General features: G+C 71.7%; 10 protein-coding genes and 1 tRNA gene. 9 read left to right on the forward strand and 2 right to left on the reverse strand.

All coding sequences use genetic code 11. The features are described 5' to 3' along the window. Positions 1-39: 39 nt before the first annotated feature. The 6 genes from ACFV2X_RS42725 (at position 40) to ACFV2X_RS42750 (ending at position 10,076) form a co-directional block, all read left to right on the forward strand. A complete protein-coding gene (locus tag ACFV2X_RS42725) occupies positions 40-237 on the forward strand; it encodes a hypothetical protein (protein ID WP_385626802.1) in 198 nt (65 codons plus the stop codon). 210 nt (positions 238-447) lie between these two features. Next, the gene (gene topA / locus ACFV2X_RS42730; protein ID WP_385626803.1) at positions 448-3,351 is read left to right on the forward strand and encodes a type I DNA topoisomerase; all 2,904 of its coding nucleotides are present in this window, start codon (positions 448-450) and stop codon (positions 3,349-3,351) included. A 209-nt stretch (positions 3,352-3,560) separates the two neighbouring features. After that, positions 3,561-6,818 carry a dTMP kinase gene (gene tmk, locus ACFV2X_RS42735; protein WP_385626805.1) on the forward strand — a complete coding sequence of 1,086 codons (3,258 nt, stop codon included), beginning with the start codon at positions 3,561-3,563 and terminating at the stop codon, positions 6,816-6,818. A 115-nt stretch (positions 6,819-6,933) separates the two neighbouring features. Next, positions 6,934-8,205, forward strand: a complete 1,272-nt coding sequence (locus ACFV2X_RS42740) for a DNA polymerase III subunit delta' (RefSeq protein WP_385626807.1) — start codon at positions 6,934-6,936, stop codon at positions 8,203-8,205. A 145-nt stretch (positions 8,206-8,350) separates the two neighbouring features. Then, positions 8,351-9,892 (forward strand): alpha/beta hydrolase, encoded by a 1,542-nt coding sequence (locus ACFV2X_RS42745; RefSeq protein ID WP_385626808.1) that lies wholly within the window; start codon positions 8,351-8,353, stop codon positions 9,890-9,892. A gap of 107 nt (positions 9,893-9,999) precedes the next feature. Next, a tRNA-Thr gene (locus ACFV2X_RS42750) sits at positions 10,000-10,076 on the forward strand. Positions 10,077-10,152: 76 nt separating this feature from the next. Here the strand turns inward: ACFV2X_RS42750 and ACFV2X_RS42755 are convergent. Continuing rightward, positions 10,153-10,647, reverse strand: coding sequence for a helix-turn-helix domain-containing protein (locus ACFV2X_RS42755; protein ID WP_385626810.1), 495 nt, complete (start codon positions 10,645-10,647; stop codon positions 10,153-10,155). A gap of 665 nt (positions 10,648-11,312) precedes the next feature. Here ACFV2X_RS42755 and ACFV2X_RS42760 point away from each other — a divergent pair. After that, a complete protein-coding gene (locus tag ACFV2X_RS42760) occupies positions 11,313-12,131 on the forward strand; it encodes a helix-turn-helix domain-containing protein (protein ID WP_385626811.1) in 819 nt (272 codons plus the stop codon). A gap of 74 nt (positions 12,132-12,205) precedes the next feature. Here the strand turns inward: ACFV2X_RS42760 and ACFV2X_RS42765 are convergent, their stop codons facing one another. Next, positions 12,206-12,709, reverse strand: coding sequence for a hypothetical protein (locus ACFV2X_RS42765; RefSeq protein ID WP_385626812.1), 504 nt, complete (start codon positions 12,707-12,709; stop codon positions 12,206-12,208). Between the two features lie 96 nt (positions 12,710-12,805). On the opposite strand from ACFV2X_RS42765, the gene ACFV2X_RS42770 reads away from it, so the two are divergent. Further along, a complete protein-coding gene (locus tag ACFV2X_RS42770) occupies positions 12,806-13,429 on the forward strand; it encodes a hypothetical protein (protein ID WP_385626814.1) in 624 nt (207 codons plus the stop codon). A 295-nt stretch (positions 13,430-13,724) separates the two neighbouring features. Then, the gene (locus tag ACFV2X_RS42775; RefSeq protein WP_385626816.1) at positions 13,725-14,093 is read left to right on the forward strand and encodes an SH3 domain-containing protein; all 369 of its coding nucleotides are present in this window, start codon (positions 13,725-13,727) and stop codon (positions 14,091-14,093) included. Positions 14,094-14,305 lie beyond the last annotated feature (212 nt).

The following is a 14,305-nucleotide window of genomic DNA, read 5'->3' on the forward strand; positions in this document are numbered from 1 at the left end:
GTTCGCGCGTACGCCTTCCGTGGGTGCCACGCTCTGCCCATGGAGAGGGGACCCGCGATCTTCGCCGGTACGGCATTTGTCGTGTTCGGCGCCGCGCTGCTGCTGTGGACAGCGGCGCGAACGCGGCTGCGTGCGCCGGTCGCGCACGGTGTGAGCCCTGTCGCTTCCGCGGTCTTCTCCGTTCTCTTCGGCACCGCCGCGCTGGGCGGCGGGATCTGGTGCCTGGTTTACGCCTGACAGGGCCCTTGCGGGGCGCCGAGTGCCGGTCCGGGCGGCAGACAGGACGCTTGTCGGGTTACCGTTCGAGTGGCGTTGCGGGCTTTTTCCGTTTGACACGGGGCCGGGAGGTACCGTCACACTCCGCAGCGTCACCGTAGTGGTGTACGTGTACGCGTAACCCGTGAGTAGTGCCCGTTCACCGAGCGTCGACCGGAGAGAAGAGCGAAGTTGTCCCCGACCAGCGAGACCGCACAGGGCGGCCGCCGACTCGTCATCGTCGAGTCGCCTGCCAAGGCGAAGACGATCAAGGGCTATCTCGGCCCGGGCTACGTCGTCGAAGCCAGCGTCGGGCACATCAGGGACCTGCCGAACGGTGCGGCCGAGGTGCCCGACCAGTACACCGGGGAGGTCCGCCGCCTCGGTGTGGACGTCGAACACGACTTCCAGCCCGTCTATGTCGTCAACGCTGACAAGAAAAGCCAGGTCAGGAAGCTCAAAGAACTGCTCGCCGACTCGGACGAGCTCTTCCTGGCGACCGATGAGGACCGCGAGGGCGAGGCCATCGCCTGGCACCTCCAGCAGGTGCTCAAGCCCAAGGTCCCGGTCCGCCGGATGGTCTTCCACGAGATCACCAAGGACGCGATCCGCGCCGCCGTCGCCAATCCGCGCGAGCTGAACCAGCGGCTGGTCGACGCCCAGGAGACCCGCCGTATCCTCGACCGCCTCTACGGCTACGAGGTCTCGCCGGTCCTGTGGAAGAAGGTCATGCGCGGCCTGTCCGCGGGCCGCGTCCAGTCGGTGGCCACCCGCCTGGTCGTCGAGCGCGAGCGCGACCGCATCGCCTTCCGCTCCGCCGAGTACTGGGACCTGACCGGCGTTTTCGCGACCGGCCGGACCGGTGACACCAGCGACCCCGGCACCTTCGGCGCCCGGCTGACCGCCGTCGACGGCCGCCGTGTCGCCCAGGGCCGCGACTTCACCTCGACCGGGCAGCTCAAGGGCGGCGCCCAGGTCCTGCACCTGGACGAGGCGGGGGCCCGCGGGCTGGTCACGGCCCTCGCGGACACCGCCTTCACGGTGCGTTCCGTCGAGTCCAAGCCGTACCGCCGCTCGCCGTACGCCCCGTTCCGTACCACCACCCTGCAGCAGGAGGCCAGCCGCAAGCTGGGCTTCGGCGCCAAGGCGACCATGCAGGTGGCGCAGAAGCTGTACGAGAACGGCTTCATCACCTATATGCGTACGGACTCCACCACCCTGTCGGAGACGGCGGTGGCGGCGGCCCGGGCGCAGGTCACCCAGCTGTACGGCGCCAATTTCCTGCCGGACAAGCCGCGCACCTACGCGGGCAAGGTCAAGAACGCCCAGGAGGCCCACGAGGCCATCCGCCCCTCGGGCGACCGCTTCCGCACCCCGGCGGAGACCGGCCTGGCCGGCGACCAGTTCCGGCTGTACGAGCTGATCTGGAAGCGGACCGTCGCCTCCCAGATGAAGGACGCGGTCGGCAACTCCGTCACCGTCAAGATCGGCGGCCGGGCGAGCGACGGCCGTGACGCCGAGTTCTCCGCCTCCGGTAAGACGATCACCTTCCACGGCTTTATGAAGGCCTATGTGGAGGGCGCGGACGACCCGAACGCCGAGCTCGACGACCGCGAGCGGCGCCTGCCGCAGGTCGCCGAGGGCGACCGGCTGGCCGCCCAGGAGATCACCGCCGACGGCCACGCCACCAAGCCCCCGGCCCGCTACACCGAGGCCTCGCTGGTCAAGGAGCTCGAAGAGCGTGAGATCGGCCGCCCCTCGACCTACGCCTCGATCATCGGGACCATCCTGGACCGTGGCTATGTGTTCAAGAAGGGCACCGCGCTGGTCCCGTCCTTCCTGAGCTTCGCCGTGGTCAACCTGCTGGAGAAGCACTTCGGCCGGCTGGTCGACTACGACTTCACCGCCAAGATGGAGGACGACCTCGACCGCATCGCGCGCGGCGAGGCCCAGGCCGTGCCGTGGCTCAAGCGCTTCTACTTCGGTGAGAGCGCCACCGAGCCCGGGGGCGGGGCCACCGCGCCCGGCGCCGAGAGCGGCGCCGCACCGGGAGCCGTGGGCGGCGCGGCCGATGCCGGAAACGGCGACGGCGACCACCTCGGCGGTCTGAAGGACCTGGTCACCGACCTCGGCGCGATCGACGCCCGCGAGATCTCGTCCTTCCCCGTGGGCGACGGCATCGTGCTGCGGGTCGGCCGCTACGGCCCGTACGTCGAGCGGCCGACCGAGACCGAGGGTGCGACCGGACAGCGCGCCGACGTGCCCGACGACCTGCCGCCGGACGAGCTGACCGTCGAGTACGCGGAGGAACTGCTCGCCAAGCCGAGCGGCGACTTCGAGCTCGGCACCGACCCGGCGACCGGCCGCAAGATCGTCGCCAAGGACGGTCGTTACGGCCCGTACGTCACCGAGGTGCTGCCCGAGGACACCCCGAAGACCGGCAAGAACGCGGTCAAGCCGCGCACCGCCTCGCTCTTCAAGTCGATGTCCCTGGACACGGTGACCCTTCAGGACGCGCTGCGGCTCATGTCGCTGCCGCGCGCGGTGGGCACCGACGCCGAGGGTGTCGAGATCACCGCGCAGAACGGCCGCTACGGCCCGTATCTGAAGAAGGGCACCGACTCGCGCTCGCTCGAAAGCGAGGAGCAGCTCTTCACGATCACCCTCGACCAGGCGCTCGCGATCTACGCGCAGCCCAAGCAGCGCGGCCGGGCCGCGGCCAAGCCGCCGCTGAAGGAGCTGGGCACCGACCCGGTCAGCGAGCGGCCGGTCGTCGTCAAGGACGGTCGCTTCGGCCCGTACGTCACCGACGGCGAGACCAACGCGACGCTGCGCCGCGACGACGACGTCGAGACGATCACCCCGGAGCGCGGCTACGAGCTGCTGGCCGAGAAGCGCGCCAAGGCCCCGGCCAAGAAGACCGCCAAGAAGGCGGCGGCCAAGAAGACGACGACGGCCAAGAAGGCGGCGGCGAAGAAGACGACCACCGCCAAGAAGACCGCCGCAAAGAAGACGACCGCGGCCAAGAAGACCGCGGCGAAGAAGACGGCGACGGCGGCCAAGGCGGCCACGAAGCCGGCGGCCAAGGCCGACTGACCCGGGTCGGCTGCGGTCGGCTGGTCCGGGTCGTGCCGAGGTCGGCTGGTCCGGGTCATCTGAGGTCGGCTGAGGCCGGCTGGACCAGGTGGCCGAGGCCCGCCGGACCCGGTCGCCGACGGCGGCCGAAACCGGCGGATCACGCGGACGCCCGCCCGTCTGTTCGGGCGGGTGGCCGTCTATTCACGTGATCCGGATAGGCTTGCGGGATGACGCGAGAGCAGCCAACGGACGTGACCACCACATCCGGCGCCCTTGCCGCGGATTCCCGCGAGCGTGCCGTACGAGCCCTGCTGCGCCATCCGCCGCTGCGCCGCCTGTGGAGCTCCCAGCTCGTCGGTGGCACGGCGGACGCGCTGGCCGTACTGGTGCTCGTCCTGCTGACGCTGCAGGCATCCGTCGCCACGGGCGCCTTCGGCGACGGCTACCGCGGCGCGGCCTTTGCCGTCGCGGCGGTCCTGGGCGTGCGGCTGCTGGCGACGCTGCTGTTCGGGGCGGTGCTGCTCGGTCCGCTGTCCGCGCTGGTCGGGCCGTCGGGCCCGCTGGACCGCCGCTGGACCATGATCGGCGCGGACGCGGTGCGGATGGCGCTGCTCGTCGTCGCCCCGCTGTGGATCGACTGGACCCCCGACGACGCCGTCGCCTGGCTGCTCATCACCACCTTCGTCATCGGCGTCGCCGAGCGGCTGTGGACCGTGGCCAAGGACGGCGCGGCGCCCGGGCTGCTCCCGGCCCCGCCCGTCGAGGGCGCGGCCGTCCGCCCGCTGCCGGACCACCTCGACGCGCTGCGCCGGCTGTGGCTCCGTACGAACTTCGTCACGCTGCCCATCGCCGCCGCCGCACTGCTCGTCGCCACGCTCGTCGCCAGGCTGCTGGCCACCGGCGTCGTGTGGTTCGACGGCCACCAGGCGGCCCTGGGCTCGTACGTCGGTGCCGGACTGTTCTCCGCCTCCGTGTCGATCCTGTACTTCGTCGAGCTGCCCGGCGTGCAGACCCCCCGCACGCGCTCCCCCCTGGAGGGGCTGCGCCGTCCGCGCGCCGCGTCCGGCTCCGGCCCCGACAAGGGCCGCACCGGCGCCATCCCGCTGCTGGTCCTCGCCTGCGCCGCCGTCGCGGCCGCGGTCGCCGCCGCCGTGGGCGTGGCCGCGCTGCAGGCGGTCGACCTCGGCGGCGGGCCGGCCGGCTTCTCGCTGCTCGTCCTGGCTCTCAGCGGCGGCCCGGCTGTCGGCATCCGCTGGGCCCCCAAGGTTCTGCCCGGACTGTCGCGGCGCCGCCTGCTCGCGCTGGCGATCGCGCTGACCGGGCTGTCGCTGCTGGTCGCGGGCCTGGTCCACGACGCCACGACCGTGGTGCTGATCGTCGTGGTCGCCGGGGTCTCGGCGGGAATCGCCGCCAACATCGGCCACACCCTGCTCGACCAGGAGGCCGAGGAGTCCCGCCGGGCCCGTACGACCGAGCATCTGCACGCCGTCGTCCGCGTCTTCGTCGGGCTCGGCACGGTCGCCGCCCCGCTGCTGGCCGCCGCGATCGGACCGCACCGGCTGGGCAGCGGCGACTTCGTCTTCGCCCACGGAGGCGCGGCCTTCACTCTCATGCTCGTCGGCGCGCTGCTGCTGCCCGTCGCCGCCCTCGTCCTCGGCAAGACCGACGACCGCCAGGGCGTACCGCTGCGGCACGATCTGCGCGAGGCGCTGCGCGGCGCCGACCCCGTGGAGGCACCGGCCGGGAGCGGCTTCTTCATCGTCGTCGAGGGCGGCGACGGAGCGGGCAAGACCACCCAGGTCGAAGCGCTCGCGGAGTGGATAAGGGGCAAGGGCCACGAGGTCGTGGTGACCCGCGAGCCGGGCGCGACCGCCATCGGCAAGCGGCTGCGCTCGATCCTGCTCGACGTCTCCTCGGCCGGGATCTCGCACCGGGCGGAGGCGCTGCTGTACGCGGCCGACCGCGCCGAGCACGTCGACTCCGTGGTCCGCCCGGCGCTGGAGCGCGGCGCGGTCGTCATCTCGGACCGCTACATCGACTCGTCCGTCGCCTACCAGGGCGCGGGCCGCGACTTGGCCCCGACCGAGATCGCCCGCATCTCGCGCTGGGCGACCAACGGCCTCGTGCCGCATCTGACCGTGCTGCTCGACGTCGCGCCGGAGACCGCGCGGGAGCGTTTCACCGAGGCCCCGGACCGGCTCGAGTCCGAGCCCGCCGAGTTCCACCAGCGGGTACGGAACGGATTCCTGACCCTCGCGGCCGCCGACCCGGCCCGCTACCTCGTCGTCGACGCCGGCCAGCTGCCCGAGGCCGTCACCGCGGTCGTACGCCACCGCCTGGACCTGGTGCTGCCGCTGTCCGAGGCGGAGGTGAAGGCCCAGGAGGAAGCCCGGCGCAAGGCCGAGGAAGAAGCGCGCCGCAAGGCCGAGGAGGAGGCCCGCCGCAAGGCGGAGGAGGAGCGGCTGGAGCGCGAGCGGCAGGAAGCCCTCGCCAAGGCGCGCGCCGAGGAAGAGGAGCGCAAGCGCCGCGAGCTGGAGGAGGCCCGGCAGCGCGAGGCCGAGCGGCAGGCGGAGGAGGCCCGCAAGCGGGCCGAGGACGCCCGCCGGCGCGCCGAGGAGGAGCGCAAGCGCATCGAGGCCGAGGACCGGGCCCGCGCCGCCGAGGAGGAGCGGCGCCGCATCGAGGCCGAGGAGGAGGCCCGGCTGCGCGCCGAGGCGGAGGAGCGCCGCCTGGAGGAGCAGCGCAAGGCGGAAGAGGCGCTGCTGCGGGCCGAGCAGGCGCGGCTGGCGGCGGAGGCGGGCCGGTCCCGCTCCGCGAGCACGCCGTCCGCCTCCCCCGCGGAAGGTGCTTCCGCGGGTGCTTCCCCGACGGCCGGGGCTGACGCGCCGACCGTCGAGACCCCGGCCGCGGTCCCGCCGCCGGCCCCCGCTCCGACCGACGACGCGGACACGACGGACACCGTCCAGACGCCGCGCGTCGACCCCCGGAGCGCTCGCCCCGGCGAAGGGGCCGCGGACGCCGACGCGACCGCCGTGCTGCCGCCCGTACGGCCGCAGGGTGGCTCGGACGCGGAGGAGACGGCCGTACTGCCGATGCCGCCCTCCCCGCCCGCTCCGCCGACGGGCGCGGCCGATGAGACGGCCGTGCTGCCGCCCGTACGGGACGACCGGCCCGCGGATGCCGGAACGGCCGAGTCCCGGTCCGGCGACCCGGCCGACCGGGTGCCGCCGTGGCTGTTCCGGCCGGAGGAGCGGCAGGGTGGCCAGGGCGGACAGGGTGGACAGGGCGGTGAGCAGGGGAACGAGCGCACCCGCGAGCTCCCGCAGTTCGGCGAGGGGCAGCCGCCCCGCCAGGCCGAGCCGTCGAGTCGCCCCCGGCAGCGCCGCCGCCCGGAGTGGGCGGAGGAGACCCCGCTGGACGACCTGCCGACGCTGGCCGACGAGCTGCTGGGCCCGCGTGACGACGAGGACGGGCGCCGCCGCTGACCTGGTGGGGCCACCCGTGCCGGCAGTGCTTGTCAGTGCCTGTCGGCGCTTGTCAGTGCCTGTCGGTGGAGTGGCCCACAATGGGATGCCGTAGGGACGAGCGGCGGAGGCGGGCATGGCGGTGTGGGACGACCTGGTCGGACAGGACCGGGTGGCGAGCCAGCTGACCGCTGCCGCGCGTGACGCGGACGCGCTGGTCACGGCCGCCGTGTCTGCCGCGTCCGCCGCGTCCGAAGGCAGGTCGGCCGGCGCCGGGAGCGAGCCGCCCGCCTCGTCCGAGGTGCCCCCCGCCGCGTCGAAGATGACCCACGCCTGGCTGTTCACCGGCCCGCCCGGCTCCGGCCGTGCCGCCGCCGCCCGCGCCTTCGCCGCCGCGCTGCAGTGCGTCAGCCCCGACCGGGCGCTCGGCGGCGCCCCGGGCTGCGGCTTCTGTGATGGCTGTCACACCGCACTGATCGGCACGCACGCCGACGTCGAGGTGGTGCGTACGGACCAGCTGAGCATCGGCGTGAAGGAGACCCGCGACCTCGTCCGCCGCGCCCAGCTCTCACCGGCCGGCGGCCGCTGGCAGGTGATCGTCCTGGAGGACGCCGACCGCCTGACCGAGGGCGCGGGAAACGTTCTGCTGAAGGCCGTCGAGGAGCCCGCGCCCCGTACGGTGTGGCTGCTGTGCGCGCCGTCCTTGGAGGACGTGCTGCCCACGATCCGCTCCCGCTGCCGGCTGCTGACCCTCCGTACGCCGCCGGTGGACGCCGTCGCGGACCTCCTCGTCCGCCGGGACGGCATCGAGCCCGGGCTCGCCGCCTCCGTCGCCCGGGCCACCCAGGGCCATATCGACCGGGCCCACCGGCTGGCCACCGACGAGCGGGCGCGGGCCCGCCGTGCGTCGGTGCTCAAGCTGCCCCTGCGGGTCGACGACGTGGGCGGCTGTCTGAAGGCCGCCCAGGAGCTGATCGATGCGGCGTCCGAGGACGCCAAGCAGGTCGCGGAGGAGACCGACGCCAGGGAGACCGAGGAGCTGCGCGCCGCCCTGGGGGCTGCTGCCGGGACGGGCGGACGGCTGCCGCGCGGGACCGCCGGAGCGATGAAGGAGCTCCAGGACCGCCAGAAGCGCCGCGCGACCCGCACCCAGCGCGACAGCCTCGACCTCGCGCTGACCGACCTCGCGGGCTTCTACCGGGATGTGCTCGCGCTCCAGTTCGGCTCGCGTACGGCCCTCGCCAACACCGACGTCCAGGACGCGCTGGAGCGGATCGCGGCCGGCTCCAAGCCGGAGCGGACGCTGCGCCGGATAGAGGCGGTCAGGGCCTGCCGTGAGGCGCTGGACCGCAATGTGGCGCCGCTGCTGGCGGTCGAGGCGATGACCATGGCGCTGCGCGCGGGCTGAGCCCGCGGCACCCGCGCTCACCCGTACGACTGTCCTACGAATGCGCCTTTGTCCACAGACGTTATCCACAGGCGTGTCCGCAAATGAGCACGGAACGCGTCGATGCGGCTACGCTCCGGATATCCGACCGAACCGAGGACTGCCGATGGACATCAGCCGCGGCGCGCTCCGCGCCATCAGTGCCGCCTTCGTGGCCGTCGCCCTGCTGCTCGCCGGCTGCACCTCCGGCGCCGCCTCGCCGCGCACCCCGTCGCCGACGAAGGCGGCGACCCGGGCCGCCCTCGCGGCGTACTACGAGCAGAAGCTGAGCTGGCACGAATGCCGCGGGGGCGCGGGCTTCGAGTGCGCCACGCTGAAGGCCCCGCTGGACTACGCCCGGCCCGACGACGGCCACGACCTGAAGCTCGCGGTGTCCCGCAAGAAGGCCAGTGGCCCCGGCAAGCGGCTCGGCTCCCTCATGGTCAATCCCGGCGGCCCGGGCGGCTCCGCCATCGACTATCTGCAGAGCTATGCGGGCATCGGCTACCCGGCCCGGGTCCGTGCCCGCTACGACCTGGTGGCCATGGACCCGCGCGGAGTGGCTGCCAGCGAGCCCGTCACCTGTCTGGGCGACAAGCAGATGGACGCCTTCACCCAGACCGACCAGACCCCCGACGCCCCCGCCGAGACCCGCAGCCTCGTCGCCTCGTACCAGAAGTTCGCGCGCGGCTGCGCGGCCCGCTCGGGCGAAATCCTCGGCCATGTCTCGACCGTGGAGGCGGCGCGCGACATGGATCTGCTGCGGGAGGTCCTGGGCGACCGGAAGCTCACCTACGTCGGCGCCTCGTACGGCACCTTCCTCGGCGCGACCTACGCCGACCTCTTCCCGCGCCGCGTCGGCCGCCTCGTCCTCGACGGCGCGCTCGACCCGGCGCTGACCTCCGAACAGATCAACCGTGACCAGACCGCCGGCTTCGAGACCGCCTTCACCGCCTTCGCCAAGGACTGCGTGCGCCGGACGAGCTGCCCCCTGGGCACCCGGGACGTCCCCCAGGCCCGCGAACGGCTCACGGCCTTCTTCACCCGCCTGGACACCCACCCCGTGCCCACCGGCGAGTCCCGCCGCCTCGGCGAGTCCCTGGCCACCACCGGCGTCCTCGCCGCCCTCTACGACGAGGGCGCCTGGCCCCAGCTGCGCACCGCCCTCCGCTCGGCGATGCGCGGCGACGGCAGCGGCCTGCTCACCCTCGCCGACCTCTACTACGAGCGCGACGGCGACGGCTCGTACGCCAACCTCATGTACGCCAACCCCGCCGTCAACTGCCTCGACCTCCCACCCGCCTTCCGCACCCCCGCCGACGTCCGCAAGTCCCTCCCCGCCTTCCAGAAGGCGTCCCCCGTCTTCGGCAAGGCCCTCGCCTGGTCCGCCCTGAACTGCGCCTACTGGCCCGTGCACCCCACCGGCACCCCCCACCCCCTGCACGCCAAGGGCGCCGCCCCCATCGTCGTCGTCGGCACCACCCGCGACCCCGCCACCCCCTACACCTGGGCCCGCGCCCTGGCCTCCCAGCTCACCTCCGCCACCCTCCTCACCTACAACGGCGACGGCCACACCGCCTACGGCCGCGGCAGCGCCTGCATCGACACCGCCATCGACACCTACCTCCTGACCGGCACCCCGCCCCCCTCCGGTAAACGCTGCACCTGACCTGCGCCAACGCTGCGCACCCCGGCAGCGATCAACCCCGTACGGAGCACCCGCCGAAACTGTGTAGACTTGGCGACGCTGCTGATGCCAGCCTGGCCAAGCAGCATGCCGCCTTAGCTCAGTCGGCCAGAGCGACGCACTCGTAATGCGTAGGTCAAGGGTTCGATTCCCTTAGGCGGCTCCATTGGAACCCCAGCCCAGACACAGTCTGAGCTGGGGTTTTTCATGTAGCCGTGGCGCCTGGGCCGGGACCGGCAGGGTTACGGCGTCTGGAAGTGCCTCTTGCGGTACTCGCCCGGCGAGATTCCGTAGGCCTTCTTGAAGGCTCTGCCGAACACCGCGTCGTCCCGGAAGCCCCAGCGGGCACGGATCACGCCGATGGTGCGTCCGGGGTGGGACGGGTCCGTCAGGTCGGCCCGGCAGTGTTCCAGGCGCTGTTCTTGGAGGAAGCCGCGGACCGTGCGCTTGTCGTGGTGGAAGAGGAGGTGCAGATAGCGCACCGAGATGTGATGCTCTGCGGCGATCTGCTGGGGTGACAGGTGTGGTGCGCCGAGATTCCGGATGATGAAAGCCTTGATTTCTTTGAGGAGTTCGGACCTTCGGGGGTGAGGCGACAGCAGTCCGTGTGCCTCGGCCAGGCTCATGAGGAATGCGACCGAGAGATCGACCACGGCCGAGCCGAGCCGTTCGGTCGGAGTGGACTCAAGGCCTTCCCAATGGTCGGCGAGTCCTTCCAGGAATCGGGCCAGGATCATTCCGGGTCCGGGCCTGGGAGGTACGGGGCGGGTTGTCAGGCTTCGCAGCGCATGGTCCGGTATCGGTACCGCGCCGCGGGGGAGGTTCACCACCACGGCTTGTGCCGGGCCGAGGATCGGGGCAGGGGTCTCGAATGGCCGTGAGCCCTCGTGCAGCGTCAGGGTGCTGATTTCCGTGGTTCCAGGCCGTGGGCGGGAGGACAGGAGAGAGAGCTGCCAGGTCTCCGGAGTTGGGCTCAGGAGCGGGCGGCGTGGTCGTGGGCGTGGTCGTGTTGGTGTTGACGTTGGGTTGGGGAGATGCACCAACGTAACGCGCACCCGGCCGAGGTCCAGGGCGCGTATCTCTTCGGGCGTCTCATGGGGCGGCCTTACGGTCGTGGGCTCTGAAAGGGAGTCGTGCGCTATCAAGGCCGGAAGGTGCCTTTCGGTCGGCCGAGTCCTGGCCGGGGGCATGCCACAGGACGCGAGCAGTCAGGGAGATGCGCATGAGCCGGGCGTGGTGGGCGCCCGGGCGCTCGAACGTCAGCCGCAGCGCGGGGCTGACCCCTACACTCTTGACCGCTCAGGGCGTCCCAGGAAGGAAAGGGGCGTCTCATGGGATGTCTTGAGACGCCGCACCAACTCCGGATGGCCGCCCGCATACGGCACACAGGGGGGGGCACAGCATGGGGCAACGCAGGTCGGACACTTCGGAGGCGCCCCGTCAGGCGGCTGTCGCCCTGACCTCTTCCGCGGGACGGCGGCTGGCGGCCGAACTGCGGCGTATCAAGCAGGCGTCCGGGCTGAGTTTCGCCAGGCTCGAGGCGCGCACCAACTACAGCCGCGCTTCGCTCGAGCGCTATGTCAACGGCAAGCTGTTCCCCAGCCGCGACGCCGTCGAGGACATCGCGCAAGCCTGCGAGGCCGATCCGAGGCCGCTGCTGGAACTGTGGGACGACGCGCTGGAGGCCGGTGCCCAGCCGCCACCCGATATGGCATCCCCAGCCGAAGCGGGGATTTCGCCCGAGGCGGCGACCTCGCCCGAGACTGCGGCCTCTTCCGGCGAGGAGTCTGGGCGTTCCCCGCGCGCTGTGCGGCGGCCGTTCCTGTTCGTGGGGCTGGGGGTGGTGCTCCTGGCCCTCGGTCTTGCCTTGCTGCCGTTCAGCCCGTTAAGTCCGTTCGGCTCCGAACCGTCATCCAAGGCCGCTCCGACGAGCGGATGCCGCGACTACAGCGCGGAAATGCGCGCCTATGCCGTCGGGACGATCTGTTGGAAATCGGCCAGAGCCACGGTGACCGGATATGTGAAGAACCCGGATGGCACCGGCAAAGCGGTGGCCCAGCTGTGTATCTCCAATCAGCCGAACGTCTGCTCGCAGACCATTGATCTGGCTGCCGCGGGGCCGGGCGGCACCTCCCGTTACCGCCGGACGGTCACCCTTCCGGCCGGGCACGGGGCGTGGGTCCGCGCCTGCGCGGAGGATCTGTGCACCCAATGGGACTGAAAGGAGTTTCTCCACTACGGCGCGGGGCGTCATTGACACCAGGCGCACGGTTTTTGACGTCCAGCGCACTCACATCAGCTGCGCTGACCGGTTCCTATGTCGGCGCGCATGGCCGAGCGCAGAGCCGCCATCGCGTCGATGTACGCACGGTGGGCGTCCCGCCATTCGGCGGATCCGGGGTCTTGGTCCCCTGACGTGCCGGGATTGCCGAGGGTGACCTCCGCCCTGCCCAGGACGTTCCGCATTGACCGCAGCGAGCGGTAGGCCGTATCGGCGGCGTCGGCCACTGGCGGTGGGCCGACGAGCGCGATCTCGTAATTCAGGGACAGCAGGGAGTGGTTGCGCCAGGCGGCCCGAAGGTCGGCCTCGTCCAACGGGGTCTGCTCGCGGATGGCGAGCAACTGTAGTTCGCTGTCGGTGTTGGTGAGGGCTTCGAGATAGCGGGCGTACAGCTGCCGCCTGAGTTCGTACTGCTGGTGTCCTCGATCACGTTTTGAGCGAACGGTCTCGCCCAGCAGTGTTGATCCGACCCCAACCACCGCGCCGAGCAGCGTGCTTATGGGCGTAGTCCAGTCCATGAGCCGTAAGCGTAGGTCGGATGCGCAGGACCAGCTCTTGGCGGCTGCGGCATGCTTGCTGCCCGGCAGGCGTGCGCGAGGCAGGGAGCGACAGGCATGGGGACGCGCGAGTCCGTCGTGGCCACCGGGACGAAGGCGGCGGGGGCTGCGCCGTCCCGGGCGCGCCGGCTGGTCAACTCGCTGCTGTGGGCCGTGTCGGTGCCGCTGATGTTCACCGTGGCGGCGTGGCTGGCACAGGTCCCGTCGGTGGGCATCTACGTCGGAGTCGTGGTCGCGCTGGGGACGTTCGGCGCCGCGGCGTCCGTGGTGGGCGGCATCTGGCACCGGGCGGGGGCGGCGGTGCTGGTGTCGTGCGCGGGGTTCGCGTTGACGCTGTTCGCCGGGCAGGGGCTGTACGAGCTCTATATGAAGACCGTGGGGGAGAAGATGCCCGCCGTGGTCACCGAGGTCGAGTACCGCGACGAGCGGCAGTACTGCACGGTGGAGGAGACCGCCGGGGACCACGCCGTGCATGAGATATCGCAGCAGCAGAACTGCTTCGACCACATCAAGCGGCACCAGCGCGTCACGCTCCGCAAGGACCCGATGGGGGTCCTTGCGCCCCGGCTGCCGGACGGGCCCGACCAGGAGGGCCAGACCGCTGTCACGCTGGCAGTCTCCGGCGGGCTGTTCGTGGTGACCGGCGCCTCGATGTTCTACGCGGGGCAGCGCAGGCGCTGACGCGCGCTGGAATACGGGGCGTACGGAACTGGAGCCCGACCCTGGAGCATCAATTGAGACAACTGGATGCCGCCATTCCGCCTGCCTTTCCCATAGATCCAGCCAATCTGCGTCCGCATGCACGGAAAAATATGCGGGCCAAATGGTGGAGAATAGTTAAAACTTGTCAACGCGTGGCGCGTAATGTCTCTGGCTGAAAACACCCTGACCTCTCGCCAGATTCGTACATACGCTCGACGAGCACATCACGGTGGGACGTCATGAGGATGACGCCCGCAGAGCAAAGGGAAACGCGTTGAAGAGAAGCAAGATGTGGGCAGCGGTCGCTCTGCCTCTCCTGGTGGGCTCGGCCACCCTGACTGCCGCCCCATCGGCCGGTGCCGCCACCACGGGCACCGCCGCATGTACCCACCCGTCCTGGCGCGACGTGGACACCGGGACCGGCTACCTCCTGAACCGGGACGGCTCCGCGCCGCTGCGCAGCGGCCCGAACGCCGAGTGCTCGACGAACATCACCGTCTTCGCGGGCCGTCTCTCCTACGACTGCTACGTGGTCAACTCCGCAGGTAACACCTGGACCCACGCGAAATACGACGACACCGGGACCAGGGGCTGGATCTACGACGGCAACCTGAACGACGGCGGTGCGCAGACGCCCTGCTGACGTGATGACGTCGTGAGGCAGGGGCGCCGAACGTCGCTGCCCCGCCCCCGTAGGGAGCAGGGGCACCTCGATCGGGTGCCCCTGGAATACGGGGCGCCGACGGGCGGGTTTCCTCGCTGTGGTTGCCAGGGAGCGATTCAGACGGCTGTCGGAGGCCGTCCGGCGGTCCTCGCGGGTCGGCGGTGGGCGCCGGCGCCGGGGAGCGGGCCGCC

Origin of the sequence: Streptomyces sp. NPDC059679, from assembly GCF_042734105.1 — a bacterium.
Lineage (GTDB): Bacteria > Actinomycetota > Actinomycetes > Streptomycetales > Streptomycetaceae > Streptomyces.